Genomic DNA, 23,534 nt, shown 5'->3' with positions numbered 1-23,534 from the left:
CCGTGTTCATGAAGATCAAGCATCCCTTGTACGCGGCGGCCGCCGCCCTCGCCGTCGCCGGGACCGGCCTCGCCACCACCGCCCAGGCCGCCCCGGCCCCCCGCGCCGCGCACGGCACCGCCGCCGCGAAGTGCCCCGCCCTCACCGTCTCGAAGGGCTGGTACGGCGACAACAAGGACCGCCTCCAGCGCCTCCTCGACACCTTCGGCCGCTGCGGCGACGGCTACGGCAGGCACGACAAGCCCCTCGCCGTCTTCGACTGGGACAACACGGTCATCAAGAACGACGTGGGCGACGCCACCATGTTCTGGATGCTGCGCCACGACAAGATACGCACCCCCGAGCGCGGCGACTGGCGCACCACGAGCCGCTATCTCACCGCGCCCGCCGCCACGGCCCTGGCCGCGGCCTGCCCGGCCACCGGCCCCACCCTGCCCACGCGCACGCGCACCGCCTGCGCCGACGAGATCGCCGCCGTGTACGGCGAGGGCGCCACGACCACCGGCAAGGAGGCCTTCGCGGGCTTCGACCACCGCCGCATGGAGCCCCAGTACGCCTGGCTCGCCCAGCTCCTGCGCGGCTGGAGCCCCGCCCGGGTCAAGGACTTCGCGGCCGCGGCGCGCAAGGAGAACCTCGCCGCGCCCATCGGCACCGAGCAGCGCGTCGGCAGCGGCAAGGTCACCGGCTGGGCCCGCTACTACGACCAGCAGCGCGATCTGATCCGCACCCTCAAGAAGGCCGGGTTCGACACCTACGTCGTCTCCGCCTCGCCCGAGCCGGTCGCCGAGGTCTGGGCGAAGGGCGTCGGCCTCGACGCCCGGCACACCCTCGGCATCCGCAACGTCACGCGCGAGGGCCGCCTCACCGCCCGCCTCAAGGGCTGCGGCTCCGTCGCGGACGGCGCCGACTCGATGATCACGTACATCGACGGCAAGCGCTGCGCCATCAACGAGCGGATCCTCGGCGTGCGCGGCAAGGCCGCCGAGAAGGTCCAACCGGCCGCGAAGCGCCAGGTGTTCGCCGCGGGCGACTCCGACACCGACGTGTCCTTCCTGCGCGACGCCACCGGCCTCCGGCTCGTCCTGAACCGCAACAAGACCGAGCTGATGTGCCGCGCCTACGACAACGGCGACCGGCGCTGGCTGATCAACCCCATGTTCATCGAGCCCAAGGGCAAGCAGCCCGCGCCCTATCCGTGCGCCACCACCGGCTACACCGGCCGGGACGGCACGAAGGCCCCGGTGCGCCGCGCGGACGGATCGGTCATCAGGGACCAACAGGACACGGTGTACGGGGGTTCAACGACCTCGTAGGACTGCTGTACCGTCCACGCACATGCGTAACAGAAACATTCTGGCGCTGACGCTGGCCTCGGCCGCCACCCTGGTGGCCGGGCCCGTCACGCTTCCCGCTGCCGCCGCCACGGCCGCGCCCGCGTCGCACACCGGCGCCCACTGTCCCCAGCTCTCGAAGAAGCTCACCTGGTACGGCGACAACCGCGCCCGGCTGCAGCAGGTCATCGACGAGCGGGGCACCTGCTCCAACCCGCACCTCGGCCACGGCCAGAAGCGGCCCGTCGCCGCCTTCGACTGGGACAACACCGTCGTCAAGAACGACGTCACCGACGCCACCATCAGCTGGGCGCTGCGGCACGACAAGATCCTGCGCCCCAAGAGCTGGAAGTCCTCCAGCAAGTGGATGACGGCCGCGGGCCACCGCGCCCTCACCAAGGCCTGCGGCACCGCGGTGCCCGTCGGCGGGCCGCTGCCCACGTCCACCAACACCGCCTGCGCCGACGAGATCCTCCAGATCCGCGAGGACGGCACCACGATGAGCGGCGCCGCCGCCTTCGCCGGGACCTGGCACCACCGCCGCACCGTCCCCCAGTACGCCTGGGTGCCCCAGCTCTTCGCGGGACACACCGTCAAGGAGGTGGAGACGTACGCGAAGAAGGCCCGCACCGAGGCCCTCGCCGCGCCCGTCGGCACCACCCGCACCATCGGCAGCCACACCGTGCCCGGCTACGCGCGCTACTACGACCAGCAGCGCGACCTGATCCGCACCCTGAAGAAGGCCGGATTCGACGTCTACATCGTCTCCGCGGGCTCCGAGCCCGTCGCCGAGGTGTGGTCGCGCGGCGTCGGCATCGACCGCGAGCACACCATCGCGATCCGCTCCGTCCTGGACCGCGAGGGCCGCATCACCACCTGGAACCAGGGCTGCGGCGGCGTCGGCGCCAACAAGGGCGACGTCATCCCGTACATCGACGGCAAGCGCTGCTTCATCAACCAGGAGATCTACAAGGTCAAGGGCAAGAAGGCCTGGGACAAGCAGCGCTGGAGCCGGCGCATCGCGGTCGGCGGCGGCGACGCCGACACCGACGTGACGTTCGTCGGCGACGCCACCGGCGCGCACCTCGTGCTGAACCGCAACAAGGGCGAGTTCATGTGCCGCGCGTACGACAACGCCGACGGCCGCTGGGTCGTGAACCCCATGTTCATCGAGCCGCTGCCGCAGAAGCCGGGCACCTACCCGTGCGCGACCGCCGCGTACAACGAGCCCGACGGGCGCAAGGGCCCCGTCCTGCGCGAGGACGGCTCCGTGGTCCCCGACCAGCGGGACACCGTCCACTGACCGCGTGACCGGCTGGTTGTACCGGCCGGCGCGCCACGTCCTAGAGTGCCGGGATGAGCATGTCGCCCCCGCCCGGCTGGTACCCGGACCCGTCCCGACCCGCCGTCGAGCGCTGGTGGGACGGGTCCGCGTGGACCGAGCACCGGCGCACGCCCGAGGCCACGGTCCACCTGGGCCGGGCGCGGCCGGGGCTCGCCGCCACCGTGGTGCGGCCGGTGCCCGCGCGCACCGGCGGGCGCCGCGCCAGGGCCGTGGCGCTCGGCGCGGCCGGGGCGGTCCTCGTCGCCTCGATCGTCACCGGCTTCCTGGTCCTCCAGGACGACGACGGCGACCCCACGGCCGGACCCGCGCCCACCGCCCAGGCGCCGGACGAGCCGACCCCCACGTCCGCCTCTCCCACCGCGTCCGCCTCCGCCACCGAGGACCCGGACACCCTCACCGACGAGCTCAACGGCATCACGCTGCCCGTGCCCGACGGCTGGGAGAAGGCCGACCACACCGTCGGCGACGAGCTGACCCTGCAGACCCCGAACACCTACGACTGCCCCGGCGACCCCGGCTTCTGCCGCCACGGCACGATCACCACGCGGACGGTGACCGGCACCGACGAGCGCTCGCCGGAGAAGCTCGCCAGGCGCGACATCAAGGACGCCGCCGACGCCGCGTACGACCACGACGCGCTCGACCGCGAGCCGTTCGGCGGCATCACCCGGCACGCCCGGGTCAAGAGCGGCACCGTCGCGGTCGCGGGCCGCGGCGGCTACTTCGTCCGGTGGCGCGTCCACACCGAGAAGGGACCCGGCGGCTACGTGCAGTCCCTCGCGTTCCCCTCCAGCACCGGCTCCGAGGCCATGGTCATCGTCCGCGTCAGCATCGACGCGGCGGACGGCGCGCCCCCGCTGTCCGACATCGACGAGCTCGTCGACGGGATCAGGCCCATCGGCGACAGCGCCACCGGCGGGGGAGTGGGCAGCAGCGTGGGCCCGACGCCGTGACCCGGGCCGCACCGCGGCACGGCTTCACAGGAAGGTGTGGCCCTCGCCCCGGTACGTCGGCACCGTCTCCGTCACCCGGTCGCCCACGACCAGGTGCAGCTCCGCGAACCGCTCGCACAGCTCACCGGCCTTGGCGTGCCGGAACCACACCTTGTCACCGATCCGCAGATCGTCCGCGGCGGACCCGAGCAGCGGCGTCTGCACCTCGCCCGCGCCCTCCTGGACGGTGTAGCGCAGACCCTGGGGCAGATACGGCACCGGCGACCGGTCCGCGCCGGCGACCCCCGACGCCGGATAGCCGCCGCCGAGCACCGTCACCACGCCCCGGCCCGGCCTGCGGACGACCGGCTGGGCGAAGAGGGCCGCCGGACGCCCGCTGAACGACGTGTAGTTGTCGAACAGACGCGGCACGTACAGGCCCGATCCGGCCGCCACCTCCGTGACCACGTCCTCGGCCGCCGTGTGCTGCACGCTGCCGGTGCCGCCGCCGTTCACGAACTCCAGGTCGGGCACGGCGTCCCGCACCGCCCGGATCGTCGCCGCGCGCCGGTCCGCCAGCTCCCGGCGCGCGGCCGACTGCATGAGCCGCACCGCCCGGGACTTGGCGGGGTGCCCCGCGACGGCGTCCCCGACCCCCGCGACGTGCCCCTCGTACGCCATGACGCCGACGAGCCGGAAGCCCGGCCTGCGCGCGATCGCCCGGGCGAGGGCGGCGACCTGGGTGGGCTCGTGCAGCGGGGAGCGCTGCGTGCCGATCCGCACCCGCCCGCCGAGCAGCCGCAGGGAGGTGTCCAACTCCAGGCACACGCGCACCACTTCGCGCCCGTCGCCGCGCGCCTCCTCGATCAGCCGCAGCTGCGCCGGGTCGTCGACCATCACCGTCACGGCCGCCGCCAGTTTCGGGTCGGCCGCGAGCTCGGCGAAGGCGGCACGGTCCGCCGAGGGGTACGCGAGCAGGACGTCGTCGAAGCCGGAGCGCGCCAGCCACAGCGACTCCGCGAGCGTGAACGACATGATCCCCGCGAACCCGTCCCGAGCGAGGACCCGTTCCAGCAGGGCCCGGCACCGCACCGACTTGCTCGCGACCCGGACGGGCTTCCCGCCCGCCCGGCGCGTCAAGTCGTCGGCGTTGGCGTCGAACGCGGTCAGGTCGACGAGCGCGAGCGGCGCGTCGAGATGTGCCGTGGCCCGGTCGTAACGGGCCCGGTCCGCGGTCCTGTCTCCGGTGAAGTCAGCGGCTCCGCCTGTCATGGGCGCAGCCTGCCAGACACGGCTACCCGAGGGTAGGGGGACGTTCCGGGCAGATCACCCGGTGGCCTGGACTGGGTTCCCGTGGGGCTCATGTCAACCCGTAAAGTGACGCGCACGCAGGGAGCGCGCGACGCGACGGAACGGGGGGTGCATGAGCACGGAGGCGCGACGGCCCCCCGTCCCCCCACGTTCCGGTACGCCACCACGGCTGCCGACCGAGCCCGACAGCGCCCCACCCACTCCCGGCGAGCCCGCCCCCCCGGCGTCCGCTTCGGCCCCGGTGTCCGCTCCGGCCCCGGCCTCCGCCCCAGCTGCACCCCGTGCCACGGCGGAGCCGCCCCCGCCCCCGGCGAGCGCCCGTTTCCCCGACGCACGCCCCCCTGCGGTAGTCCCCCCGCGCCAGTCCCCGGACGCCCTCACGCCCCCCTTCGCTCCCTCGCTCCCGCCCGAACACGAGGCCGCGGTGGCGGACTTGCTCGCGCCCTTCGACCGGGCGGCGCCTGACAGGGCCGCGCGCGACCGGGTCGCGGCCGTCGAGGCGGAGGCGGCCGAGGTGGGCACCGGCACGGATGTCGGGACGGGTTCCGGGACGGGCGAAGCGGGCGACGAGGGTCCCGCCGGGCCGAGCCGCGCCACCGCAGGCCCCGTGTCCCCCTCCGCGCCCGGCGTCGAGGACGCCCCGCCCCCGCCCGCCTCCGCCCGCCTCCCGGACGCGCCGCCCGCCGCCCCGGCGCACCCGCCGCGTCCCGCCGCGCACCGGCCGTTCGTGTTCTTCGCGCGGCCCGCGCTGTACGACGACACCACCGCCCGGCCGCGCCCCGTCGCGGCCTGGCGGCGGCCCCGCGCGGCCGCCGCCGCGGCCTGTGCCGTCCTCGGGCTGGGGCTCATCGGCGGTGCGGTGACCGGGAGTTGGCTGACCGGCGAGTCCGACGCGGCGGGCAGCTCCCGCTCCGCCTACGCCACCGCGGGGGCGCTGTGGCACAGCCTGCCCGTCGACGCCCTGTTCCCGCCCGCCATCAAGGGCGGGGGCGCGGGCCCCGGCGGCGCCGACCGGGTCTGGAACCGCGTGGCCGTCGCCCCCGACAGCGGCTGCGCCAAGGCCTTCGACCCGCTGCTGCGCAAGGCGCTCGCCCCCGTGGGCTGCCAGCGCCTGCTGCGCGCCACCTACACCGACGCCACCAAGAGCCACCTCACCACCGTGGGCCTGCTGTTCACCACGGCGGACGCCGACGCCATGCACGCGCTGCGCACCCGCTTCGGGCAGGAGGGCCTGGACCGGCGCACCGATCTGATGCCCCGCGCGTACGCCGCTCCGGGCACCCCCGCCGCGTCCTTCGGGGACGCGCAGCGGGCCACCTGGACCCTGTCGGTCCTGCCCGACGCGCCCGTCGTCGCCTACGCCGTCTCCGGGTTCGCCGACGGCCGTGCCGTCACCGAGCCCGAACCCGCCGCCGACGCCATGAAGGCGGGCGCCGCCTCCGCCCCCGCCCAGGCGGGACTCGGCCACGACGCCAAGGGCATCGCCGACCGCGTCGAGCGCAGCCTGCGCAAGACCGCCACCGCGGCCCCGGAGAACTCCTGATGAGCACGCCGAACCCGCAGGGCACCCCGGGCCCGCAAGGCACCGTGAGCCCCCAGGACACGCCGGGCCGGGAGCGGCCGACGCGGTGGCACGCGCCGGCCGCCGCCGCCCTCGCCGGAGCCCTCGCGCTGCTGCCCGCCGCCCCCGCCCGCGCCGACGACGGGATCCGCGCCCAGCAGTGGGCCCTCGACGCCATGGGCACCGGTCAGGCCTGGCGCACCACCAAGGGTGAGGGCGTCACCGTGGCCGTCCTCGACACCGGGGTCGACGGCTCCCACCCCGACCTCAGGGGCAGCGTCCTGCCCGGCAGGGACATGGTGGGCTTCGGCGCCCGGCGCGGCGACCGGACCTGGGCCCGGCACGGCACCGCCATGGCCGGGATCATCGCCGGGCACGGCCACGGCGAGGGCCGCGGCGACGGCGTGCTCGGCATCGCCCCCGGCGCCCGGATCCTGCCGGTGCGCGTGATCCTGGAGGACGGCGACCCGGCCCGCAGGAAGGCACGCCAGTCCCGCGGCAACGCCCTCGCCGAAGGCATCCGCTGGGCCGCCGACCACGGCGCCGACGTCATCAACCTCTCCCTCGGCGACGACTCCAAGTCCGCCCACCCCGAGCCCAGCGAGGACGCCGCCGTCCAGTACGCCCTCAAGAAGGGCGCCGTCGTCGTCGCGTCGGCGGGCAACGGCGGCGAGCGCGGCGACCACGTCTCCTACCCCGCCGCCTACCCGGGCGTGATCGTCGCGACGGCCGTCGACGAGAACGGGGCGCGGGCCTCCTTCTCCACCCGCCGCTGGTACGCCACCGTCAGCGCCCCCGGCGACGACATCGTCATCGCCGACCCCGACCGCAAGTACTACGAGGGCTGGGGCACCAGCGCCGCCTCCGCCTTCGTCTCCGGCGCCGTCGCCCTGATCCGGGCCGCCCGGCCCGGCCTCTCCCCGGCGCAGGTCAAGCGGCTCCTCCAGGACACCGCCCAGGACGCCCCCGCGGGCGGCCGCGACGACTCCCGCGGCTTCGGCCTCATCGACCCCGTGGCCGCCCTCGGCCGCGCCGCCGGACTGAAGCCGGACTCCCTGCGGACCAGGGCCCACGGCGGGACGTACGCCAAGAAGTACTTCGGACCGGGCCCCGACGAGGAGCCGGACGACGGCGCGTCCTCGGGCTGGCTGGGCCCCGTGGCCGGAGCCGCTGGCGTGGCCCTGCTCGCGGCGGCCGCGTACCTCTGGCGAGGGCGCCCGCGCCGCCGCTGAGCAGCGCTTCCCGGGCCGCGCCTCGCGGTGCCGGGGAACGGGCGGGTGGGTGGGCGACTCCCGCCGCGAAGCGGCGGGCTAGTGTCGACGGCGTGCAGACAAAGAACATCCCCGACCCCGGCTTCTCCGACGACGACGGCTCCGCGGCTCCGGAGCTGCGCGCGGCCCTGGAGGCGTGGTCCCAGGACCGAACCGCCCACGGCCCGGTCCTGAAGGCCCTGGCGAACGCCAGGCTCCTCGTGCCCGTCGTGGCCGTGCTCGGCGAGGTCGAGGAGGACGAGAACGGCCTGCGCCGGGAGAAGACGAGCGACATGGCGGTGCCCACGCTCAAGGCGGGCAAGCGCACCGCCCTGCCCGCCTTCACCTCCACCGAGGCCCTCGCCCTGTGGGACCCGGGAGCCCGCCCCGTCGCCGTACCGCTGCACCAGGCCCTGCGGGCGGCCGCCCACGAGAAGGCCGACACGATCGTCCTCGACCTCGCGGGCCCCGTCCCCTACGAGCTGAACCGCGCCGCGCTCATCGCCCTCGCCGAGGGCCGCCACAGCGCCGACGCGCTCACCGACCCGGCCGTGCGCGAGGCCGTCCGCACCGCGGTCGCGGCCGAGCCCGCCGTGCTCCGCGCCCACCTCGGCCCGGGCACGGCCGACGGCACCCTCGCCCTGGTCCTCGCCCCGGGCGCCGCCCCGGCCGAGACCGCCCGGCGCCTGGCCGGGGCCCTCGCCGCCGACGAAACACTGAGGGCCCGCCTGGTGCGCGGCCTCGACCTGGCACTGCTGCCGGCCGAGGCGACGCCACCGGGCGAGCCCCTCTACGTACGCTGACGGCTAGCCGAACACCGGACCCGTGTACTTCTCGCCAGGACCCTGCCCCGGCGCGTCCGGCACCACGGAGGACTCGCGGAACGCCAGCTGCAGCGACTTCAGGCCGTCCCGCAGCGGGGCCGCGTGGAAGGAGCTGACCTCCGTCGCGCTCGCGTCCAGCAGACCGGCCAGGGCCTGGATGAGCTTGCGGGCCTCGTCCAGGTCCTTGTGGGTCTCGCCCTCCTCGGCCAGGCCCAGGTTCACCGCCGCCGCGCTCATCAGGTGCACCGCGACCGTCGTGATCACCTCGACCGCGGGCACGTCCGCGATGTCGCGGGTCATGGCGTCGAAGTCGGGGCTCTCGGCGGAGGCGGCCGAAGGGGTCGGCGATGGCGTGGGGCTTGTGTCACTCATGTCCCACACCCTAGAGCCGCCCGCGAGCCGTTAGCCCCACCCCCCGGGAGCTGCTAACCTTGGGTGACGACCGGCCGGACGCCCACGTACGACGAGGGATCCGGCCCACAAGTGGAGGCTCCGAACTCCCACCTGGCCGCTCCCCGAGCGGCGGGTCACCGGTCAGGCGGACCGCACCGAGCGTGCAGGCCCGCCCGATGCGCCCCGTGATCACCACGGAGGTGCTCCGGTAGTTGTGTGGAGCCCCGCTGTGATCAGCCGGGGCATTTTTTGTGCCTCCGGCGGGTTGGTCGAGAAAACAGACGTTACGCGGCTGTCCGCCAGACCGTCGCGTGGTGCTACCGAGGAGGATCCATCAGCGCCGAGCCCCGCATCAACGACCGGATTCGCGTTCCCGAGGTGCGACTTGTCGGTCCCAGCGGCGAGCAGGTCGGGATTGTCCCGCTTGCCAAGGCCCTGGAGCTTGCGCAGGAGTACGACCTGGACCTGGTCGAGGTCGCGGCGAACGCCCGTCCGCCCGTGTGCAAGCTCATGGACTACGGGAAGTTCAAGTACGAGTCGGCCATGAAGGCCCGTGAAGCGCGCAAGAACCAGGCGCACACGGTCATCAAGGAGATGAAGCTCCGGCCGAAGATCGACCCGCACGACTACGACACCAAGAAGGGTCACGTCGTCCGGTTCCTCAAGCAGGGCGACAAGGTCAAGATCACGATCATGTTCCGTGGTCGCGAGCAGTCCCGGCCGGAGCTCGGCTACCGACTGCTGCAGCGCCTCGCCGAGGACGTCCAGGACCTCGGGTTCATCGAGTCGAACCCGAAGCAGGACGGCCGCAACATGATCATGGTCCTCGGTCCGCACAAGAAGAAGACCGAGGCGATGGCCGAGGCCCGTGAGGCCCAGGCGGCCCGCAAGGCGGACGCGAAGGCCAACCCCGGCAAGTCGCAGAACGCCGCCGAGGGCGAGCTTTCCGAGGCTCCCGCCGAGGCCCCGGCCGAGGCCCCCGCCGAGGCCTGATCCCCGGACGCGAGTCCAGGGATGCCAACCGAACACATGACGCTCCCGGATGCCCGGTTTCGCGACCGGGCATCGGAGCGCCACTGACGAGGAGAGAACGGCGCTATGCCGAAGAACAAGACGCACAGCGGTGCCAGCAAGCGCTTCAAGATCACCGGCTCCGGCAAGGTGCTCCGCGAGCGCGCCGGCAAGCGCCACCTGCTCGAGCACAAGTCGTCCCGTCTGACGCGTCGCCTCACCGGCAACGCCGAGATGGCCCCGGGCGACGCCAAGAAGATCAAGAAGCTTCTCGGCAAGTGACGTCGCGACCCCCGGTGACGGGGGTCACGTGACGCCAGGACCGGGACATCAGTCGAATCGGGCCGTGTGACGACCACCACGGCCCCGCTACAAGGAGTTAACAAGTGGCACGCGTCAAGCGCGCAGTCAACGCGCACAAGAAGCGTCGGGCGATCCTCGAGCAGGCCAGCGGCTACCGCGGCCAGCGGTCGCGTCTGTACCGCAAGGCGAAGGAGCAGGTCACCCACTCCCTCGTCTACAACTACAACGACCGCAAGAAGCGCAAGGGCGACTTCCGTCAGCTGTGGATCCAGCGCATCAACGCCGCTGCCCGCGCCAACGGCATCACCTACAACCGCTTCATCCAGGGTCTGAAGGCCGCCAACATCGAGGTGGACCGCAAGATCCTGGCCGAGCTGGCCGTCAACGACGCCAACGCCTTCGCGGCGCTCGTCGAGGTCGCCCAGAAGGCGCTGCCTTCGGACGTCAACGCCCCCAAGGCCGCGTGACGTCGCACTGAGCTCGAACCGTGACTGGACCCGCAGGCGCTCTGAGCCTGCGGGTCCAGTCGCGTTCGCCCCTTCCTCCTCCCGACCCCGTACACCGGAAAGCGACTCGATGGCACACGGTCCCGAACTGATCTCCCCGCGTTCGCCGCGCGTCAGTGGCGCGCGGCGGCTTGGCAAGCGGAACTTCCGGGGGAAGGAGCGGCTCTTCCTCGCGGAGGGTCCGCAGGCGGTGCGGGAGGCGGCCGGGCACCGCGGCGGCGGCGAGGCCACGCTCGTGGAGCTGTTCACGACCGTCGAGGCCGCCGAGCGGTACGCGGACATCGTGGCGGACGCGCGCGCCGCCGGGGCGCGGGTGCACCTCGCCGACGAGAGCGTGATCGCCGACATCTCGACCACCGTCACGCCGCAGGGGCTCGTCGGGGTGTGCCGCTTCCTCGACGTGCCGTTCGAGGAGATCCTCGCCGGCCGCCCCAAGCTGGTGGCCGTGCTCGCGCACGTACGCGACCCCGGGAACGCGGGCACCGTGCTGCGCTGCGCGGACGCCGCGGGCGCCGACGCGGTGGTGCTCACCGACGCGTCGGTGGACCTGTACAACCCCAAGGCGGTGCGCGCCTCCGTCGGCTCGCACTTCCATCTGCCGGTGGCCGTGGGCGTCCCCGTCGAGCAGGCCGTACGCGGCCTGAAGGCGGCGGGCGTACGCGTCCTGGCCGCGGACGGCGCGGGCGAGCACGACCTGGACGCCGAGCTCGACCAGGGCACCATGGGCACCGAGACCGCCTGGATCTTCGGCAACGAGGCCTGGGGGCTGCCGGAGGAGACCCGCGCACTCGCCGACGCCGTGGTGCGCGTTCCGATCCACGGCAGCGCGGAGAGCCTGAACCTCGCGACCGCGGCAGCCGTATGCCTCTATGCGTCCGCCCGTGCACAGCGTGCCGCCGGAGGGTGCCGCTCCGTCACCCCCGGCTAGTAGTGTGTCGGGCTCGGGGGCCCACTGCGCCAGCTCCGAGAGGCGGGGATAAGGGGAATGAGCGTCGGCACGAGCAGAGCACCGGGAGTGCGGGGCATCCTGTGCCCTCCCGCGGGCCACGCGGGCCCGGCGGGGCCCGGTCTCGGAGAGCTCGGCATCGACCCGGACGACCTGCCCGACGGCCTCGTCGTCGCCGACGAGAGCGGGCGCGTCATCTGCTTCAACGCCGCCGCGGCGCGCATCACCGCCGTGCGCGCCGCCGACGCGCTCGGCATCCGCATCGAGAGCGCCCTGCCCCTGGAGGACCTCGAAGGGCGCCGGTGGTGGCAGGTGACCGACCCCTACGGAGGCCTCGTCACGCGCGTCGCCCAGCCCGAGCGCAATCTGCTGCTGCCCGGCGGCCGGGAAGTGCTCGTCTCCGCCCGTTACGTACGGTCGCGGCCGAAGGGCCCGCTGAGCCGCCTCGTCGTCTCGCTGCGCGACACCGAGGCCCGGCGGCGCACCGAGCGCAGCCACGCCGAGCTGATCGCGACGGTCGCCCACGAGCTGCGCTCCCCGCTGACGTCCGTGAAGGGCTTCACCGCCACGCTGCTCGCCAAGTGGGAGCGGTTCACCGACGACCAGAAGCGGCTGATGCTGGAGACCGTCGACGCCGACGCGAACCGGGTGACCCGGCTGATCGCCGAGCTCCTCGACATCTCGCGCATCGACTCGGGCCGCCTGGAGCTGCGCCGCCAGCCCGTCGACATCGGGGCCGCCGTCGGGCGCCACATCCAGGCCCACGTCGCCGCGGGACAGGACGCGGACCGCTTCCTCGTCCGCCTCCAGCAGCCGCTGCCCGACCTGTGGGCCGACCCGGACAAGATCGACCAGGTGCTCAGCAACCTGCTGGAAAACGCGGTGCGCCACGGCGAGGGAACTGTCACCATCGACGTGGCGCCCTCGCCGTCCCTGCGGGTGCGGGGAGCGACCGACACCGCGGTCACCGTCAGCGACGAGGGTTCCGGCATTCCGGAGGAGTCGATGGGCCGGGTGTTCACCCGCTTCTGGCGGGGCAGCAAACGCGGCGGGACGGGACTGGGGTTGTACATCGTGAAGGGCATCGTCGAGGCACACGGCGGCACGATCACCGTCGGCCGCGCGGCGAGCGGCGGCGCCCAGTTCCGATTTACGTTGCCCGTGGGGGCTCCGGCGTACCTCCAGTGAGGACGCCCTGAGCAGCCCGCGGGCGCATCCGTTCACCACCACCCCGTTAGACTCGGTCGTTGGCACCTTTGTGTCCCCATTTTCGGGACAACTCGTCTCCGACTCGTTGACGGGGACCATCCGCCAGCCAACCGGAAGCACGGGAAGAGATGTCGGCACCGAACAAGTCGTACGACCCTGTCGAGGTCGAGGCACTGAAACCTGAAGAGATCGAGCGCGTGCGGGACGAGGCGCTCGCCGCCTTCGCGGCCGCCGCCGACCTCGACCAGCTCCAGGAGGCGAAGACCGCGCACTGCGGCGGCACCTCGCCGCTCGCCCTCGCCAACCGCGAGATCGGCGCGCTGCCTCCGCAGGCCAAGGCCGAGGCGGGCAAGCGCGTGGGCATGGCCCGCGGCGCCGTGAACAAGGCGCTCGCCGCCCGCCAGACCGAGCTGGAGGCCGAGCGCGACGCCCGCGTCCTGGTCGAGGAGGCGGTGGACGTCACGCTGCCCCACGACCGCGTCCCGGCCGGCGCCCGGCACCCGCTGACCACGCTGTCCGAGCGCATCGAGGACATCTTCGTCGCCATGGGCTACGCGGTCGCGGAGGGCCCCGAGGTCGAGGCCGAGTGGTTCAACTTCGACGCCCTGAACATCGGCCCGGACCACCCGGCCCGCGGTGAGCAGGACACCTTCTTCGTCGAGGGCGCGTCCGTCGGCGGCTCCGGCTCCGCCGACTCCGGCGTCGTGCTGCGCACGCACACCTCGCCCGTGCAGATCCGCTCGCTCATCGACCGCGAGCCGCCGGTCTACGTGATCTGCCCCGGCCGCGTGTACCGCACCGACGAGCTGGACGCCACCCACACCCCGGTCTTCCACCAGGTCGAGCTGCTCGCCGTGGACGAGGGCCTGACCATGGCGGACCTCAAGGGCACCCTGGACCACATGGTGCAGGAGCTGTTCGGCGGCGAGGGCATGAAGACGCGCCTGCGGCCGAACTTCTTCCCGTTCACCGAGCCGTCCGCCGAGATGGACATGGTCTGCTACGTGTGCCGCGGCGAGTCCGTGGGCAACGCCGACCGCCCCTGCCGCACCTGCTCCTCCGAGGGCTGGATCGAGCTCGGCGGCTGCGGCATGGTCAACCCGAAGGTGCTCGCCGCCTGCGGTGTGGACCCCGAGAAGTACAGCGGATTCGCCTTCGGGTTCGGCATCGAGCGGATGCTGATGTTCCGCCACAACGTCGAAGACATGCGAGACATGGTCGAGGGTGACGTCCGCTTCACCCGGCCGTTCGGGACGGAGATCTGATGCGCATCCCGCTTTCCTGGCTGCGGGAGTACGTCGACCTCCCCGCCACCGAGACCGGCCGCGACGTGCAGGCCAAGCTGATTTCCGCGGGCCTCGAAGTCGAGTCCGTCGAGCAGCTCGGCGCGGGCCTGAAGGGCCCGCTCGTCGTCGGCAAGGTCCTCACCATCGAGGAGCTGGAGGGCTTCAAGAAGCCCATCCGCTTCTGCACCGTGGACGTCGGCACGGCCAACGGCACGGGTGAGCCGCAGGAGATCGTCTGCGGCGCCCGGAACTTCGCCGTCGGCGACAAGGTCGTCGTGGTCCTGCCGGGCGCCGAGCTGCCCGGCGGCTTCGCGATCTCCGCGCGCAAGACGTACGGCAAGACGTCGCACGGCATGATCTGCTCCGGCGACGAGCTGGGCATGGGCGACGACGGCAGCGGCGGCATCATCGTGCTCCCGCCCGAGCACGAGGCCGGCACCGACGCCATCGAGCTGCTCGAACTCGTCGACGAGGTCCTGGACATCGCCGTCACGCCCGACCGCGGCTACTGCCTGTCGCTGCGCGGCGTCGCCCGCGAGACGGCCACCGCGTACGGCCTGCCGCTGCGCGACCCGGCGCTGCTCGACGTCCCGGCCCCGAACTCGTTCGGGTACCCGGTGCAGGTCAGCGACCCGGCCGGCTGCGACCGCTTCACCGCGCGCACCGTCACCGGCCTCAGCCCCGACGCCCGCTCGCCGATCTGGCTCCAGCGCCGCCTGCAGAAGGCGGGCATGCGCCCGATCTCGCTGGCCGTCGACGTCACCAACTACGTGATGCTGGAGCTCGGCCAGCCGCTGCACGCCTACGACCGCTCCCGCGTCCAGGGCACCATCGGCGTCCGCCGCGCCGAGCAGGGCGAGAAGTTCACCACCCTCGACGGCACCCGGCGCGTGCTCGACGCCGAGGACCTGGTGATCACCGACGAGCGCGGCCCCATCGGCCTCGCCGGTGTCATGGGCGGCGCCAACACGGAGATCGCCGACCACGCCGAGGAAGAGGGCACCACCGACGTCGTCATCGAGGCCGCGCACTTCGACGCGGTCACGGTGGCCCGCACCGCCCGTCGCCACAAGCTGTCCTCCGAGGCGGCCCGGCGCTTCGAGCGGGGCGTCGACCCGCAGGCCGCGTCCGCCGCCGCGCAGCGCACCGTCGACCTCCTCGTGCTGCTCGCGGGCGGCACCGCGGAGGCGGGCGTCACGGAGGTCATCGCGCCCTCCGCGCCGCACACCATCACGATGCCCGCCGACCACCCGGACCGCGTCGCGGGTGTCGCGTACGGCCGCGAGACGGTCGTGCGCCGCCTCCAGCAGGTCGGCTGTGACGTGTACGGCCAGGACGTCCTGACCGTCACCGTGCCGTCGTGGCGCCCCGACCTCGCCGAGGTCAACGACCTCGCCGAGGAGGTCATCCGCCTCGAGGGGTACGAGAACCTGCCCTCGACGCTGCCGAAGCCCCCGGCCGGGCGCGGTCTGACCGGGCGGCAGCGGCTGCACCGCAGGATCGGTCGCGCGCTCGCGGGCGCCGGTTACGTCGAGGCGCCGAACTACCCGTTCGTGAGCGAGCAGGTCTTCGACCAGCTCGGCCTGGACGCCGACGACCCGAACCGCCGCGTCGTCAAGCTCGTCAACCCGTTGTCGGACGAGGAGCCCGCGCTCCGTACGACGCTGCTCCCCGGCCTCCTCGCCGCGCTGCGCCGCAACGACGGGCGGGGCAGCCACGACCTGGCCCTGTTCGAGACCGGTCTGGTCTTCCACCCCCACGCCTCCGGCTCGGCGGGCGTGCCGGCGGACCTGCCCGCGGGCCGGCGTCCCACGGACGAGGAGATCGCCGCACTCAACAGCGCCCTGCCCGAGCAGCCGCGGCACGCCGCGGTCGTGCTCGCGGGCGCCCGTGAGCGGTCCGGCTGGTGGGGCAAGGGCCGTCCTGCCGACTGGGCGGACGCCGTCGAGGCGGCGCGCACCCTGGCCCGCGAGGCCGGTGCCGAACTCATCGTCCAGCAGGGCCAGTACGGCCCCTGGCACCCGGGCCGCTGCGCCGAGCTCCTGGTGTTCCTGGACAGCGCCGAGGGGCCGAACGGCGAGCAGGGCGACCTGGTCTCCATCGGTCACGCGGGCGAGCTGCACCCGCGCGTCACCAAGGCGCTCGGCCTGCCCGCCCGCACCTGCGCGATGGAGCTGGACCTGGACCTGCTCCAGGAGGCGGGCGAGGGCCCGCTGCGGGCGCCGCGCATCTCGACCTTCCCGGTGGCCACGCAGGACGTCGCCCTGGTCGTCGACCAGGACGTGCCCGCGGCCGTCGTCGAGGCGTATCTGCGCGACGGCGCGGGTGAACTCCTCGAGGACATCCGCCTGTTCGACGTCTTCACCGGCGAGCAGCTGGGCGAGGGCAAGAAGTCGCTCGCGTACGCGCTGCGCTTCCGCGCCCCCGACCGCACGCTGACGGTCGAGGAGGCCTCGGCCGCCCGTGACGCGGCGGTGGCGCGCGCCGCCGAGACGACCGGCGCGGTGCTGCGCGGGGCCTAGTACCGGCCCGGCGCACAGAGGTGCTGCTGAGGGGGCGTGTCCGCGAAAGCGGATGCGCCCCCTCCGGCGTCTCCGGGGACACCCCGAGACCGCTCACTCGTTTGAGTGACAACTGCCGGTGATCTGACCCGATCCGGCCATCCGGTCGACAGAATCAATCCGGCCGTGGGGACCGGCTCCCGTACACGGCCCGCACGCTGAACCGGGCCTTAGGGGGGCCGTCGGCATGATCCGTATCAAGCCTCGTACGCCCCGCCGCGGCGCCGGGACCCGGCGCGGACCGCGGCGGCGGGCCCGCGGTTCCGGCGAGGGCTGCGACGAGCGTCCGTCAGCGGCGTTCGAGCGGCCGTGCCGCCGTCGGCTGCGGCGGGCGCTCGGGCTCGGCCTGCCGACGGTGTGGGGCGCCGTCGCCATCACGTACAAACTGGTCTGTCCGCTCGCGCAGCAGCACGGCCTGGGGGCGCGGATCGTCACCAGCGCCGTCTTCTTCGCCGTCGGCACGGGACTCATATTCCAGGTGCGGCGCGCGCTGATCCGGGAGTTGCGGCAGATCCGCGAGGTCGCGGGCGCCGCGCAGAACGTCCTGCTCCGGCCGCTGCCGCCGCGCGTCGACGGGCTCGCCCTGGCCGCGGGCCGCCTCTCCGCCTCGCTGGGGGCCTCCGTCGGCGGCGATCTGTACGAGGTCGCCGCCACCGACCACGGCGTCCGCCTCGTCATGGGCGACGTACGCGGCCACGGCCTCGCCGCGATCGGCACCGTCGCCGCGGTGCTCGGCAGCTTCCGCGAGGCCGCCCACGACGAGCCCGAACTGCCGCAGGTGCTGCGGCGCCTGGAGCGGGCCCTGGCCCGGCACTTGCGGGAGCGCTCCCGCGCCGAGCACCCGGCGAGCGGCGCGGCGGCGCCGGACAGCCCGGTCGCCGAGGAGTTCGTGACCGTCCTCCTGGTGGAGATCGGCCGGGACGGGGAGGTGTGGGCCCTCAACTGCGGCCACCCGTGGCCCTACCGGCTGCGCGGCCGCGCCCAGCTGCTCTCCGGCGGCGAGCCGCTGCCGCCGCTCGGCCCCTTCCCGCTGCCCGCCGAACTGCCCGTGCAGCTCTGCGGCAGGCTGCTGCCGGGCGACGCCCTGGTGCTGCACACGGACGGCGTGGAGGACGCGCGCGACGGCTCCGGGCGGTTCTTCCCGCTCCAGGCCGTGCTCGGCGAGGCGGCAAGGACCCAGCCGGTGTCGCCGCAGCAGGTGATCCAGTCCGTGTACGCCCGGCTCCTGCGGCACATCGGCCGCCTCCCGTCCGACGACGCGGCGCTGCTCGTGCTGCGCAACGACCGCAAGAGGGTCCCCCGGCAGCAGACGGAGACCGGGCGGTGCGCCCGCACCATGAGCTGAACACCGCCCGGTGTGGTGCGGCCCGCGCCGTCCGCGCCGTCGCGGAACTGCCGGGCAGACGACGGACGAACGGACGGCGCCGAAAAGGGGCCGCCGCGCTGAGTGAGGGGGGAGCCGACGGCCCGGCCGCCTCCTGGTGAGGACCCTCAGTCAACCGACCGCGCGCCCCGTGCGGCAGAGCGCGTGCCCCCCGGATGCGAGCACTCCGTTCACACCCCGTGTGAAGGGCGCTCCACTAGGCTGGGCGCACCGAGCCACCGGAGGGGCATCCATGCAGCCCAACACCCTGCTCGACGCGATCCTCGACGAAGCCGGCATCTCGCACGCGGGCCTGGCCGCCCATGTGAACCAGGCGGGCAAGGCCCGCGGCCTCTCCCTGAGATACGAACACACCGCCGTGGCCCGCTGGTTGAAGGGCCAGCGCCCGCGCGGCCAGGTGCCCGACCTGATCTGCGAGGTGCTCGCCGCGCGGTTGCAGCGCACCGTCACGCTCGACGACATCGGCCTCGGCGTGCCCGGCGGCCCGGCCCTGCGCGGGGGCACGATGGCCTCCACGCTCTCCGGGTTCGTCGAGCGGGCGACGGCGCTGTGGCGGTCGGACGAGCAGCAGCGCCCGCATCTGCTCGGCGCGCCCGCGGTGACCGGGACGCCCGCCGTGATGCCGGTGTGGGAGTGGGAGAACCCGCCCGAGGACACGGACGTCTCGCGCGGCGGCCGCCACCCGGTGAGCATCGCGGACCTGGAGATGCTGCGCGCGGCCCGTACGCACTACGAGCAGATGTACCGCAAGACCGGTGGCATCGCGACCCGCACCCGCATCGTCGGCTTCCTCAACGCGGAGGCGGCGCCGCTGCTCCGCGGCAGCTACACCGACGCGATGGGGCGTCAGCTGCACCGCGCGACCGGCGGCCTGGTGGCGATAGCGGGCATCTGCGCCTACGACTCGGACGCGCACGGCCTCGCTCAGCGCTACTTCCACCAGGCGCTGCGCCTGGCGAAGGCCAGCGGGGACCGGGGGCTCGGCGCGTACGTGATCGCGCTGCTCGTCAACCAGTCCCTGTTCATGCGCGAGTTCCGCCAGGCGGTGGCCTTCGCGGAGGCCGCGCTGCGCGCCGCGGGCCGGGACATCACGCCCGCCCTCGCGTCCGATCTGTACGCGATGCAGGCCAAGGCGTACGCCCACCTGGGCGACGGCAGCAGCGCGCTGTCCTGCATCCGGCGGGCCGAGGTGGCCGCCGAGCGCATCCGGCGCGGCCGGGAGCCGGACGAGACGGGCTATGTCCAGCCGGGCCTGGTCAATGTGCAGGTGGCGGAGGCGCTGCTCAGCCTCGGCGATCTCGCGGCGGCGCGGGAACACGCCGCCGCCGCGGTGGACACCCCGGCGCACGACCGGGGCCGGGTGCACCGGCTCGCCATGCTCAGCCAGATCGAGCTGCGCCAGGGCAACACCGACGAGGCGGTGGCCACGGCGGTGGAGATGGCGGAGCAGGCGCGCGGGATGGAGTCCCAGCGCCTGCGCGACCGGCTGCGCGCGGTGCGCGAGTACCTGGTCCGCAGCGACTGCGCGGGCACCTCCGAGGCCGCCGAGCTGATCGACGGAGCGCTGCGGGTGCCGCTGTGAGGAGCGGGGGCGCAGTGCGGCGCGGTTCTCCGTGACGCCGTGACGTCGTGACATCGGGGGCGCGGGGGCGGAACGACGCCTGACACGTGCTACGTCGCTCCGCCGTGCGCCGAGTGCTCTCCCACCCTCCTGCTGCGATATTGCCATCTACTCGGCGGAAGGTGGCAGAACCGTGCAGTGGACGAAACAGAGCGAACAGACTGTGTATGGAAACCGATGGTTCACCGTCAATCTCGCAGACGTCGAGCTGCCGGACGGCCGGCACCTCGACCACTTCCTGATAAGGCTCCGTCCGGTGGCCATCGCCACGGTGGTCAACGAGGCCAACGAGGTGCTGCTCCTGTGGCGGCACCGCTTCATCACCGACAGCTGGGGCTGGGAGCTCGCGGCGGGGGTGGTGGAGGACGGAGAGGACATCGCCGTCGCGGCGGCGCGTGAGATGGAGGAGGAGACCGGCTGGCGGCCGGGGCCCCTGCGGCACCTGATGAGCGTCGAGCCGTCCAACGGGCTCACGGACGCCCGGCACCACATCTACTGGTCGGACGAGGGGACCTACATCGGCCACCCCGAGGACGACTTCGAGTCGGACCGACGCGAGTGGGTGCCGCTCAAGCTCGTTCCCGACATGGTGGCGCGCGGCGAGGTCCCGGCCGCCAACATGGCGGCGGCGCTCCTCCTGCTGCACCATCTGCGCCTCGGCGAGGACGCGCGCTGACCGCTCGGACGCGGCCCTGGCCTAGTGTCCGAGGGCCTGCCAGACCGCCACGACCAGCGCACCGACCGCGGTGAGCGCGGCGAGGGCGGGCAGTGGCCAACGGGTGTGTTCCAGGGCCGCGATCCGTACGGACAGGTCGTCCTGGTCCTTGGTGTGCTGAACGTCGCGCTGGGTGAGTAACGCGAGCTGTCCGTCGACGCGGGCGAGACCCACGTCCAAGCCCCGACGTAACTCTGCGAGTTCTTCCGGGACCACGGGACGCTCGGGGTCGGTGGTCACGACTCCGCTCCTCTCAGTAGTGGGGTCACATCCCCCCTGTACGCAGCGGAAAGTCAACTCGCCTGGTCGTCGCGGCGGGAGAGTGTGCGCAGGGCATATGCGAGCCCACCGCGCACACGGTGTGTGAACGGTACGGGCCCGGCACTCAGCGAGTGCCGGGCCCGTGAACTGGCCGGAAATTGACTTGAATTCAGCAACGCAGCGTAGTCGCTAGCGGAGCCCACCGATCCAGATGCCGCGAGCGCCCACCCGTACGCCGGGCGGGCCGGACCCGGGTCAGTCGTACGGGTAGAAGCCCGAGCCCGACTTGCGGCCGAGGCGGCCCGCGTCGACCATGCGCTGGAGGAGCGGGGGAGCGGCGTACAGGGGCTCCTTGTACTCCGTGTACATCGAGTCGGCGACCGAGGCGACCGTGTCGAGGCCGATGAGGTCGGCCAGCTTGAGCGGGCCCATCGGGTGGGCGCAGCCCATCTCCATGCCGTTGTCGATGTCCTCGCGGCTGGCGATGCCCGACTCGAACATCCGGATCGCGGAGAGCAGATACGGGATGAGGAGCGCGTTCACGACGAACCCGGAGCGGTCCTGGGCGCGGATGGCGTGCTTGCCGAGCACCTTCTCCGTGAACAGCTGCGCCCGGCTGAGCGTGCCCTCCGACGTGGTCAGCGCCGGAATCAGCTCGACGAGCTGCTGCACGGGGGCCGGGTTGAAGAAGTGGATGCCGATGACCTGGTCGGGCCGGGACGTGGCCACGGCCAGCTTCACCAGGGGGATCGAGGAGGTGTTGGAGGCGAGGATCGCGTCCTGGCGCGTCACCACCTGGTCGAGCACCTGGAAGATCTCGGTCTTGACCTGCTCGTTCTCCACGACGGCCTCGATGACGAGGTCGCGGTCGGCGAATTCGCCCAGATCCGTGGTGAAGCTGAGCCGCGCGATCGTCTCGTCCCGCTCCTCCTCCGAGATCTTGCCGCGCTCGGCCGCCTTGGACAGGGAGTTGTACAGCCGCGTGCGGCCGATCTCCAGGGCCTCTCCGGTGGTCTCCGCGACCTTCACGTCCAGGCCGGAGCGGGCGCAGACCTCTGCGATCCCGGCGCCCATCTGGCCACAGCCCACCACTCCGACGCGCGCAATGTCGGCCATAGAGTCGGTCACCTCGTGCCTTTCGCTCATCTACAGGGGCGGCAGGTCCCCCGTGCGGTACCGGTCCCTGCCTCGCCGGTGAACGTTACTCCGCGCGTCGCGGTGCGCGGCCGCCCGGGTCGGGCATGCTGTCCCCGAACGGCCAGGGCTTGTCCGGGGATTTCGAGCATCAGGGGACGGGAACATGAGGCGTATGTCACGTCGGGCCTTCACCGTGGCGGCGGCATCGGTGGCCGCGGGGCTCGCGACAGCCGGGGACGCGGCCGCGGGGGCGGACTCCAGACGCAGGGGGCGCGAGATGCGGGGCATGTGGGTGGCGACGGTGGTGAACATCGACTGGCCCTCCAAGCCGGGCCTGTCACCGGACCAGCAGCGCGCGGAGCTGATCGCCTACCTCGACGAGGCGGTGCGCCGCAGGCTGAACGCGGTGGTCCTCCAGGTGCGCCCGACGGCCGACGCGTTCTGGCCCTCGACGTACGAGCCGTGGTCGGAGTACCTCACCGGCACCCAGGGCAAGGACCCGGGCTGGGACCCGCTGGGCACCGCCGTGCGCGAGGCGCACTACCGCGGCCTGGAGCTGCACGCCTGGTTCAACCCGTTCCGGATCGCCATGCACGCCGACCCCTCCCGCCTCGTGCCGACCCACCCCGCGCGCGTGCACCCCGAGTGGGTGGTGCCGTACGGCGGGAAGCTGTTCTACAACCCCGGCCTGCCCGAGGTGCGGCGGTTCGTGCAGCAGGCGATGCTCGACGCGGTGCGCCGCTACCGCCTCGACGCCGTGCACTGGGACGACTACTTCTACCCGTATCCGGTGGCGGGCCAGGTCTTCGACGACGACGACGCCTTCGCGCGCTACGGCGGCGCCTTCCCCGACCGGGCCGCGTGGCGGCGGGACAACATCGACCGCCTCGTGCGCGAGATGGGCACCCGGATCAAGAAGGTCCGCCCGGGCACGCAGTTCGGGATCAGCCCCTTCGGCGTCTGGCGCAACGCGGCCACCGACCCCACGGGATCGGACACGCGGGCGGGCGTGCAGACCTACGACGACCTGTACGCCGACACCCGCGGCTGGGTGCGCAAGCGCTGGCTGGACTACATCTGTCCGCAGCTCTACTGGCACATCGGCCTGCCCGCCGCCGACTACGCGAAGCTGGTGCCCTGGTGGGACGAGGTCGCCCGGGGGACGGGCGTGCGCCTGTACGTGGGGGAGGCGCTGTACAAGGCGGGCGACCCGGCGCAGCCCGCGCCCTGGCAGGACCCGACCGAGCTGTCCCGCCACCTCACGTACGCGAAGGACTTCCCGCGGGTGCGCGGGCACGTGTTCTACTCGGCGAAGCACGTGGTCGCCGACAGGATCGGCGCGATGCGGCGCGTTGTCGACGACCACTACACGTACCCCGCCCCCTAGCGGCCGCGGGCCGAAGGGGCGTGCGGCTAGTCGTTGGCGGCGAAGGGGCGCACGACCGTGTCGGGGCCCGGGGACATCACTGTCTCGTGACCGTCCTCGAACCGCACGCGGTACGGCGGGCCGCCGTCCGCTCCGAGGACCTCGATGACTTCCGCATTCCGGTCGTGCTGTCCCACGATCCTGCCGTGGATCAGCAGCCGGTCGCCCACGGATGCTTGCATGGGGAGTGACCTCCTCGTCCGCGTCGCTGTTGGTGGCGG

Annotated in this window: 22 protein-coding genes; 17 read left to right on the top strand and 5 right to left on the bottom strand. The window is 73.3% G+C overall.

Going from position 1 to position 23,534, the window contains the following annotated elements:
• The first annotated feature begins 8 nt into the window (after positions 1–8).
• The 3 genes from C9F11_RS08485 to C9F11_RS08475 are packed head-to-tail and all read left to right on the top strand — an operon-like array spanning position 9 to position 3,629.
• A complete protein-coding gene (locus tag C9F11_RS08485) occupies positions 9–1,313 on the top strand; it encodes a haloacid dehalogenase-like hydrolase (RefSeq protein WP_138958666.1) in 1,305 nt (434 codons plus the stop codon).
• A 22-nt stretch (positions 1,314–1,335) separates the two neighbouring features.
• Positions 1,336–2,634, top strand: a complete 1,299-nt coding sequence (locus C9F11_RS08480) for a haloacid dehalogenase-like hydrolase (protein ID WP_171075673.1) — start codon at positions 1,336–1,338, stop codon at positions 2,632–2,634.
• Positions 2,635–2,687: 53 nt separating this feature from the next.
• Entirely contained in the window at positions 2,688–3,629 is a 942-nt protein-coding gene (locus tag C9F11_RS08475) for a DUF2510 domain-containing protein (protein WP_138958665.1), read from the top strand.
• Between the two features lie 24 nt (positions 3,630–3,653).
• Here the strand turns inward: C9F11_RS08475 and C9F11_RS08470 are convergent, their stop codons facing one another.
• Positions 3,654–4,880, bottom strand: a complete 1,227-nt coding sequence (locus tag C9F11_RS08470; protein ID WP_138958664.1) for an amino acid deaminase/aldolase — start codon at positions 4,878–4,880, stop codon at positions 3,654–3,656.
• A gap of 463 nt (positions 4,881–5,343) precedes the next feature.
• Here C9F11_RS08470 and C9F11_RS08465 point away from each other — a divergent pair, with 463 nt between their 5' ends.
• The 3 genes from C9F11_RS08465 (at position 5,344) to C9F11_RS08455 (ending at position 8,533) form a co-directional block, all read left to right on the top strand.
• Positions 5,344–6,462, top strand: coding sequence for a hypothetical protein (locus C9F11_RS08465; RefSeq protein WP_249401644.1), 1,119 nt, complete (start codon positions 5,344–5,346; stop codon positions 6,460–6,462).
• Positions 6,462–7,712: a type VII secretion-associated serine protease mycosin gene (gene mycP, locus C9F11_RS08460; protein ID WP_138958663.1), complete on the top strand. Its 1,251-nt coding sequence runs from the start codon at positions 6,462–6,464 to the stop codon at positions 7,710–7,712. The genes C9F11_RS08465 and mycP overlap by 1 nt, the downstream gene beginning before the upstream one ends.
• Positions 7,713–7,804: 92 nt before the next feature.
• Positions 7,805–8,533: an SseB family protein gene (locus C9F11_RS08455; RefSeq protein WP_138958662.1), complete on the top strand. Its 729-nt coding sequence runs from the start codon at positions 7,805–7,807 to the stop codon at positions 8,531–8,533.
• A gap of 3 nt (positions 8,534–8,536) precedes the next feature.
• Here the strand turns inward: C9F11_RS08455 and C9F11_RS08450 are convergent, their stop codons facing one another.
• Positions 8,537–8,926: a DUF1844 domain-containing protein gene (locus tag C9F11_RS08450; protein ID WP_138958661.1), complete on the bottom strand. Its 390-nt coding sequence runs from the start codon at positions 8,924–8,926 to the stop codon at positions 8,537–8,539.
• 354 nt (positions 8,927–9,280) lie between these two features.
• On the opposite strand from C9F11_RS08450, the gene infC reads away from it, so the two are divergent.
• The 10 genes from infC (at position 9,281) to C9F11_RS08400 (ending at position 20,450) form a co-directional block, all read left to right on the top strand.
• A complete protein-coding gene (gene infC, locus C9F11_RS08445; RefSeq protein ID WP_078868995.1) occupies positions 9,281–9,940 on the top strand; it encodes a translation initiation factor IF-3 in 660 nt (219 codons plus the stop codon).
• 105 nt (positions 9,941–10,045) lie between these two features.
• Complete coding sequence (rpmI, locus tag C9F11_RS08440; RefSeq protein ID WP_030560333.1) at positions 10,046–10,240, top strand: 50S ribosomal protein L35; 195 nt, start codon at positions 10,046–10,048, stop codon at positions 10,238–10,240.
• 104 nt (positions 10,241–10,344) lie between these two features.
• Positions 10,345–10,728: a 50S ribosomal protein L20 gene (rplT, locus tag C9F11_RS08435; RefSeq protein WP_016642495.1), complete on the top strand. Its 384-nt coding sequence runs from the start codon at positions 10,345–10,347 to the stop codon at positions 10,726–10,728.
• Positions 10,729–10,837: 109 nt separating this feature from the next.
• On the top strand, positions 10,838–11,695 hold the full coding sequence (locus C9F11_RS08430; protein WP_138958660.1) for an RNA methyltransferase: 858 nt from the start codon (positions 10,838–10,840) through the stop codon (positions 11,693–11,695).
• A gap of 57 nt (positions 11,696–11,752) precedes the next feature.
• Entirely contained in the window at positions 11,753–12,901 is a 1,149-nt protein-coding gene (locus C9F11_RS08425; protein WP_138958659.1) for an ATP-binding protein, read from the top strand.
• A 149-nt stretch (positions 12,902–13,050) separates the two neighbouring features.
• Positions 13,051–14,187 (top strand): phenylalanine--tRNA ligase subunit alpha, encoded by a 1,137-nt coding sequence (gene pheS / locus C9F11_RS08420; protein WP_138958658.1) that lies wholly within the window; start codon positions 13,051–13,053, stop codon positions 14,185–14,187.
• The gene (pheT, locus tag C9F11_RS08415; RefSeq protein WP_138958657.1) at positions 14,187–16,730 is read left to right on the top strand and encodes a phenylalanine--tRNA ligase subunit beta; all 2,544 of its coding nucleotides are present in this window, start codon (positions 14,187–14,189) and stop codon (positions 16,728–16,730) included. Before pheS ends, pheT begins: the two co-directional genes overlap by 1 nt.
• A gap of 394 nt (positions 16,731–17,124) precedes the next feature.
• On the top strand, positions 17,125–18,114 hold the full coding sequence (locus tag C9F11_RS08410) for a PP2C family protein-serine/threonine phosphatase (protein WP_249402151.1): 990 nt from the start codon (positions 17,125–17,127) through the stop codon (positions 18,112–18,114).
• Between the two features lie 271 nt (positions 18,115–18,385).
• Positions 18,386–19,735, top strand: coding sequence for a transcriptional regulator (locus C9F11_RS08405; protein WP_138958655.1), 1,350 nt, complete (start codon positions 18,386–18,388; stop codon positions 19,733–19,735).
• A gap of 172 nt (positions 19,736–19,907) precedes the next feature.
• Positions 19,908–20,450, top strand: coding sequence for an NUDIX hydrolase (locus C9F11_RS08400; protein WP_138958654.1), 543 nt, complete (start codon positions 19,908–19,910; stop codon positions 20,448–20,450).
• A 21-nt stretch (positions 20,451–20,471) separates the two neighbouring features.
• Here the strand turns inward: C9F11_RS08400 and C9F11_RS08395 are convergent, their stop codons facing one another.
• Complete coding sequence (locus C9F11_RS08395) at positions 20,472–20,729, bottom strand: hypothetical protein (protein ID WP_138958653.1); 258 nt, start codon at positions 20,727–20,729, stop codon at positions 20,472–20,474.
• Between the two features lie 276 nt (positions 20,730–21,005).
• Complete coding sequence (locus tag C9F11_RS08390; protein WP_171075672.1) at positions 21,006–21,866, bottom strand: 3-hydroxybutyryl-CoA dehydrogenase; 861 nt, start codon at positions 21,864–21,866, stop codon at positions 21,006–21,008.
• A gap of 184 nt (positions 21,867–22,050) precedes the next feature.
• Between C9F11_RS08390 and C9F11_RS08385 the strand changes: the two genes are divergently transcribed.
• The gene (locus C9F11_RS08385; protein WP_138958651.1) at positions 22,051–23,274 is read left to right on the top strand and encodes a family 10 glycosylhydrolase; all 1,224 of its coding nucleotides are present in this window, start codon (positions 22,051–22,053) and stop codon (positions 23,272–23,274) included.
• Between the two features lie 26 nt (positions 23,275–23,300).
• Here the strand turns inward: C9F11_RS08385 and C9F11_RS08380 are convergent, their stop codons facing one another.
• Positions 23,301–23,495, bottom strand: coding sequence for a DUF1918 domain-containing protein (locus C9F11_RS08380; protein ID WP_138958650.1), 195 nt, complete (start codon positions 23,493–23,495; stop codon positions 23,301–23,303).
• Positions 23,496–23,534 lie beyond the last annotated feature (39 nt).

The organism is Streptomyces sp. YIM 121038 (assembly GCF_006088715.1).
Classification (GTDB): Bacteria; Actinomycetota; Actinomycetes; order Streptomycetales; family Streptomycetaceae; genus Streptomyces.
Note: the sequence above shows the minus strand (reverse complement) of the source record. Positions and strands in the feature narration are given on the sequence as shown.

Excerpts from the sequence above, each read along its gene's own strand:
- pheS (WP_138958658.1), top strand. The coding sequence starts at position 13,051 with ATGTCGGCACCGAACAAGTCGTACGACCCTGTCGAGGTCGAGGCACTG.
- C9F11_RS08390 (WP_171075672.1), bottom strand. The coding sequence starts at position 21,866 with ATGGCCGACATTGCGCGCGTCGGAGTGGTGGGCTGTGGCCAGATGGGC.
- C9F11_RS08475 (WP_138958665.1), top strand. The coding sequence starts at position 2,688 with ATGAGCATGTCGCCCCCGCCCGGCTGGTACCCGGACCCGTCCCGACCC.
- C9F11_RS08480 (WP_171075673.1), top strand. The coding sequence starts at position 1,336 with ATGCGTAACAGAAACATTCTGGCGCTGACGCTGGCCTCGGCCGCCACC.
- C9F11_RS08425 (WP_138958659.1), top strand. The coding sequence starts at position 11,753 with ATGAGCGTCGGCACGAGCAGAGCACCGGGAGTGCGGGGCATCCTGTGC.
- rpmI (WP_030560333.1), top strand. The coding sequence starts at position 10,046 with ATGCCGAAGAACAAGACGCACAGCGGTGCCAGCAAGCGCTTCAAGATC.
- C9F11_RS08470 (WP_138958664.1), bottom strand. The coding sequence starts at position 4,880 with ATGACAGGCGGAGCCGCTGACTTCACCGGAGACAGGACCGCGGACCGG.
- pheT (WP_138958657.1), top strand. The coding sequence starts at position 14,187 with ATGCGCATCCCGCTTTCCTGGCTGCGGGAGTACGTCGACCTCCCCGCC.
- C9F11_RS08380 (WP_138958650.1), bottom strand. The coding sequence starts at position 23,495 with ATGCAAGCATCCGTGGGCGACCGGCTGCTGATCCACGGCAGGATCGTG.
- C9F11_RS08385 (WP_138958651.1), top strand. The coding sequence starts at position 22,051 with ATGAGGCGTATGTCACGTCGGGCCTTCACCGTGGCGGCGGCATCGGTG.
- C9F11_RS08405 (WP_138958655.1), top strand. The coding sequence starts at position 18,386 with ATGCAGCCCAACACCCTGCTCGACGCGATCCTCGACGAAGCCGGCATC.
- C9F11_RS08430 (WP_138958660.1), top strand. The coding sequence starts at position 10,838 with ATGGCACACGGTCCCGAACTGATCTCCCCGCGTTCGCCGCGCGTCAGT.
- C9F11_RS08450 (WP_138958661.1), bottom strand. The coding sequence starts at position 8,926 with ATGAGTGACACAAGCCCCACGCCATCGCCGACCCCTTCGGCCGCCTCC.
- mycP (WP_138958663.1), top strand. The coding sequence starts at position 6,462 with ATGAGCACGCCGAACCCGCAGGGCACCCCGGGCCCGCAAGGCACCGTG.
- C9F11_RS08485 (WP_138958666.1), top strand. The coding sequence starts at position 9 with ATGAAGATCAAGCATCCCTTGTACGCGGCGGCCGCCGCCCTCGCCGTC.